4 protein-coding genes and 1 pseudogene are annotated in these 4,345 nt (G+C 53.0%); all 5 read right to left on the reverse strand.

Annotated features, from left to right (window positions below; all coding sequences use genetic code 11):
- Positions 1-249 precede the first annotated feature (249 nt).
- Entirely contained in the window at positions 250-1,566 is a 1,317-nt protein-coding gene (locus LOC54_RS11430) for a glycoside hydrolase family 28 protein (RefSeq protein ID WP_279313921.1), read from the reverse strand.
- A gap of 113 nt (positions 1,567-1,679) precedes the next feature.
- A complete protein-coding gene (locus LOC54_RS11435) occupies positions 1,680-3,050 on the reverse strand; it encodes a hypothetical protein (protein WP_279313922.1) in 1,371 nt (456 codons plus the stop codon).
- Positions 3,051-3,381: 331 nt separating this feature from the next.
- Positions 3,382-3,765, reverse strand: coding sequence for a type II toxin-antitoxin system VapC family toxin (locus LOC54_RS11440; protein WP_006560236.1), 384 nt, complete (start codon positions 3,763-3,765; stop codon positions 3,382-3,384).
- Positions 3,762-4,100: a prevent-host-death protein gene (locus LOC54_RS11445; protein WP_279313923.1), complete on the reverse strand. Its 339-nt coding sequence runs from the start codon at positions 4,098-4,100 to the stop codon at positions 3,762-3,764. Before LOC54_RS11445 ends, LOC54_RS11440 begins: the two co-directional genes overlap by 4 nt.
- Before the next feature lie 7 nt (positions 4,101-4,107).
- Positions 4,108-4,251: pseudogene (locus LOC54_RS11450) on the reverse strand (integrase); the annotation flags it as partial.
- Between the last annotated feature and the right edge of the window lie 94 nt (positions 4,252-4,345).

Here is a 4,345-nt window from a genome sequence, read left to right on the forward strand (position 1 = left end):
AAAACAGGAGACATACACAATCAGGCCGGGTCAATTGCTCATGAAAATCCCGGGTCAGTTCTCAACGAAAATCAACATCTCCGCCAATCCCAGGGCGGTTCAGCATGGTCCCAATGGAAATGAACAAAGGACCTCTCTCACGAACTCAAAATCAGTCTGGGAACGACCGCAATGAGGGCGACGGCCGCCTGTCTGTTTTGTGTTGTTTTGTTTTGCGTCGACAGACGGTCAATCATGACGAGCAAAAACTCATTCATGAACGCTTCTCTTATCTGGGCAGCGCAGATCTGATCCGTCAATATGCACAGCAGATCCACACTGAAGAACTGGAGCCGTCTGGACTGCAAACGTACTTTCAGAGGCCCGTCCGCTAACATGACTAAACTGAAGCCCCTTCCGGGCCGATAGTCGAATATTTCTCAAAGTCAGTCCCTCAATCGGCGCTTCGGGCAATCCCAACACAACCCCCGCAGTCTCCGCATTTTTCGCCGTCAGATCGGTAATGGTGACATCGTGAATATGCGGGGTTGTTGACGTTACCGGAGCAGCGGGATCGGTCATTGAGACAGTCTTCTGGGTTCCACCGGGCTGCCCTGTATAATAATCACTGATCGACAGCGGAGCGCGGACATGATTCATCATCACATGTTCCGCGCTAATCCAGCCAATATCTTCCCCACGATCTCGTCCAGACTTAATCCGCAGCCCGGACAGCGTGTTCTGAAATGAGACGTTAGAAATTCTGATATGATGGGCCCCATTGGCCAGTTCACTGCCAATAGACAGACCGTGCCCTTCGCCAAAGCGAGACTGTGTAATGCTAATATCACTCACGGCTCGTCCCGGTTGCCTCAAACCGGACTTGATGGCGATATTGTCATCCCCTGTCGCAATATCGAGAGTGCTCATCGTGACATGATCCGAGGAGACAAGATCAATACCATCGGTATTCCGAGACGAGGCCGGGTTGCGGATCGTGAGATGATCGATCTTGATCTGGCTGGACTCCCTTACAACGACCGTCCACATCGGAGAATTGGTCGCCGTAACGCCTGAGATCCGTCCATGCCGCACATGCGAGAACTCAATCAACCAGGGACGTGGCAGACCATTCGCAGCAGGAACTCCTGGATAATCTGGCCCGTAAGGTAAAGGGCCTGAGGTCTGCGTCTTGTGCGCCTGCACGGCTTGAGGCCACCAGACAGCGGCACCATTCCCATCAATATGGCCCTGACCGGTTATAGCCACGTCCTGAACATCAATCGCAGAAACAAGGGCTTCACCGGGCTGCGCTGCTTTCCCCAGAAAGGCCCAGTGGAATAGACGAGTATCCGAACTCCCCAGAAGGGTACTTCCCTTCTCCAGATTCAGCGTGACATGGTTTTTGAGAGATAAAGGCCCGCTCAACCATGTTCCTGACGTCAACAATACCACGCCACCGCCTGCCTCGCTACAGGCTGTAATGGCACGTTGAATGGCCGGACCGTCATTGGTGCGGCCATCATGCCGTGCACCATAGGTAACAGGATCACAGCGAGACGAAGCGGCATGACTGGGTATGGGCATGCACAACAACGCCGCGACTATCCCACCTAAAACGAGGCGCGTGCGACTCATAGAGTGGCGACCTAAAACACAACTTTGGTCCGACTGGTTGCGTTTTTGAGCAGCGCTCCCTGTCACTTCCGCAGCCCCTTGATACCCAACTCTTCCCACATCCAGTCAAAGCTGAAAGAGGCTCCTGCCCCCTCACGCCCCAGGCCTGCTGTCGTGGCTTCAATCTGCTTCAACCAGGCCGCGACTTTCTTCTTCCCCGCCGCTGTTTTAACAGCCTGCCTCGGCGTGACATGCCCAAGCCCCGGAACAACCTCATCCAGAACACGGCGATAATGCTGCTCCAGAACAGCAGCCAAAATTTCCGCTTCTTCTTCGAGCGGGATCTCGTCTTCAAGCACGTCCCCTCGGCCAGAGGTCCGCTGCTCTTCTATAGCCTGCTCGGCGGTCATAATCTGTGTCAGAGGAGATCCAACCAGACTTCCCAAGGCGTTGCGAAGTAAAGCCGTGCCTTGCTCAGCCCGCGTTTCTGAATTGACCTGCAATCTCAGCTGACGGCCTTTCAGTTCCAAGTTCCCCAGAACAAGACCACCATCATCCAACGTGGTGCTCAAAAACTGAGCTTTGCTGTCTCCTGCCTTAGAATGGACCACAGGAACATGATCACCCGCCTGACGCGTCCAATTCCAGATCATGCGCCCCGCATGCTGCAAACAGGGTATCGTCTTCAAAACCTCGGCAATGCTCTTCTGGGTGCTTCCCTTGTTGAGAGGAAAACACACGTCATGAAAGACCAGGTCTTCGCCATCGCCGTTAAACAGAACGGGTGGCTCGGAGGCGCTCACCATGTTTTCCATGGTTCTAAAGAGCCAGGTCAGCGTAAAGACCGGAGCCAGATCGCGGAGCACCTCTGTTTTGATCTTTGGAAACTCAGCCTGACCTCGCTTACGCTTGAGAACATCGCGCAAATTCTCAGCCAGATCTTCGCAAGCCTGCGGCGAATATGCCAACAGACTCCCTGCCAAAACCATTTTACCGTCTTCGGGAACAAGGCGTGCCGCGATGCGCGCCCAAGGCTTCAAGGACTGTGTGGCTGAGCGTTCATGAACCAGAACAGGGTCACCACCCCGCAACAGGTCACGCACCATCATGCTTTGACCCGGCACGATCTGCGAAACCTCATACAGGCTCATGACGGCCTCTTTGAGGCCCCGCATATAAGCACTTTTACGTGGACCTTCTTTCCAGCCCCGTCGTTTCAGATAGACTTCAACGAAATTTTCGTTATCCCATTCCTGTCCCAAGAAATCTTCGAAGGCACAGCCCCAGAGTGACATCGCCGCACCCTGCCCTAGGATATCTTCCAGGTCTTCGAAGCTGATATCCGCCGCCTCTAAAGCCGGTCCCAAATGCTCACCCAACACCTCTTCAAAGCAGGATTGCCACTGATCCTGCTTCAGATATCCGATAAGCCCTGTCAGATTGTCAGCGTTCATAAATGCGACGACTTTCACTATTTTTCTGCGGCGGAACGGCAAACACCATGTTTACCCGAGAGCCTGACTCAAAAAGCGGTCTGATTGATTTTTCGCATCATTCTGCGTATATAAGCAATAATGAGACATGCCTGTGAGGCTTGGTGATTCGGCAAACAGCATCGCCTTAAGGAAACGCGTGCTTATCTCCCCGATTTTACCTTAAAATTATAAATCTCACTATCGGCCCAACCCGCCTGCAAGAGATCGTGCGGCTCCTGTCCGTTATGCGGAAAGCTGTTCGTCGGGGTGTATGTCAAATATGAGGCGTGTTCTGACGGCAGTTTCTGCTTCACGAACAGCGTATTCTCTTGATGGGGTAATGATCCATTTGTCCGTCTTCCGAAAGAAATGTGGCGTGTTCAGCTTGCGCCTGCGCCATAAGGAGATGGTCAAACGGATCACGATGATGCAGAGGCAAAGACATCAGGATCTGCAGGTGTTCGGGCTGTATTTGTAATAGAGAGAAACCTTCTTCAGGAATGGCTGCCAGAATATCGTTCATATCCGCATCCAGCTTTCCGATACGGATTTTGATCGCAATTTCCCAGAGTGACACGATACTCACCAGAATATCGTGAACCGGGTCTGCAATGATTTCCCGTGCAGTCTCACCCAGCCGGTCGGAGTCCGAAAGCCACCACAGCAACGCATGCGTATCAAGCAGAACCTTCACAGGTCGCGTTCCATGCTTTCAAGAAGGTCCGTCGGTGTCTCATCAAAATCTTCGCTTATTCTGATCCGTCCGCGCAATGCGCCGGGTTGACGACGGAGGCGATAGGAAGAGGCTGGCGGCCGCAGTTCGGCTACGACCTGGTCATGAGACGTCACCAAGATCGTACTGCCCTGCCTGACCTGACGCAGATACGCTGTCAGGTTTCCCCGGAACTCCCGAACACCGATTTTCTGTGGCAATGGTGCGTTATCTGAAAGATGCTGGCTCATGGTCTCCTCCCCATGTGTCATCATAACATGTACACATAGAGAGGAGGTAGAGAATTCCTGAGGCATGTTTGTTTCAGAGATCCGTGGCTTCCGACAGAGCCAGAGCGTCCTCGACATCCACCCCAAGGTATCGAACCGTACTATCCAGTTTTGAATGACCCAGCAGGATCTGCACGGCTCGGATATTACCGGTTCGTTTGTAAATCATGGCAACCTTATACCAACCGTTGATTGCTACGGCGTGTCGTCAGTTAAGGGCTGCGCGTGTGCCGTGAGTGTTGTACTTTCCGGCTTCCTGTGCAGACTGTTTT

This window comes from Acetobacter sp. AN02, assembly GCF_029759835.1.
Classification (GTDB): Bacteria; Pseudomonadota; Alphaproteobacteria; order Acetobacterales; family Acetobacteraceae; genus Acetobacter.

What these genes read in the sequence shown, in the direction of transcription:
- LOC54_RS11430 (WP_279313921.1), bottom strand. Translation starts at nt 1,566, where the DNA reads ATGCCCATACCCAGTCATGCCGCTTCGTCTCGCTGTGATCCTGTTACC.
- LOC54_RS11445 (WP_279313923.1), bottom strand. Translation starts at nt 4,100, where the DNA reads ATGCCTCAGGAATTCTCTACCTCCTCTCTATGTGTACATGTTATGATG.
- LOC54_RS11435 (WP_279313922.1), bottom strand. Translation starts at nt 3,050, where the DNA reads ATGAACGCTGACAATCTGACAGGGCTTATCGGATATCTGAAGCAGGAT.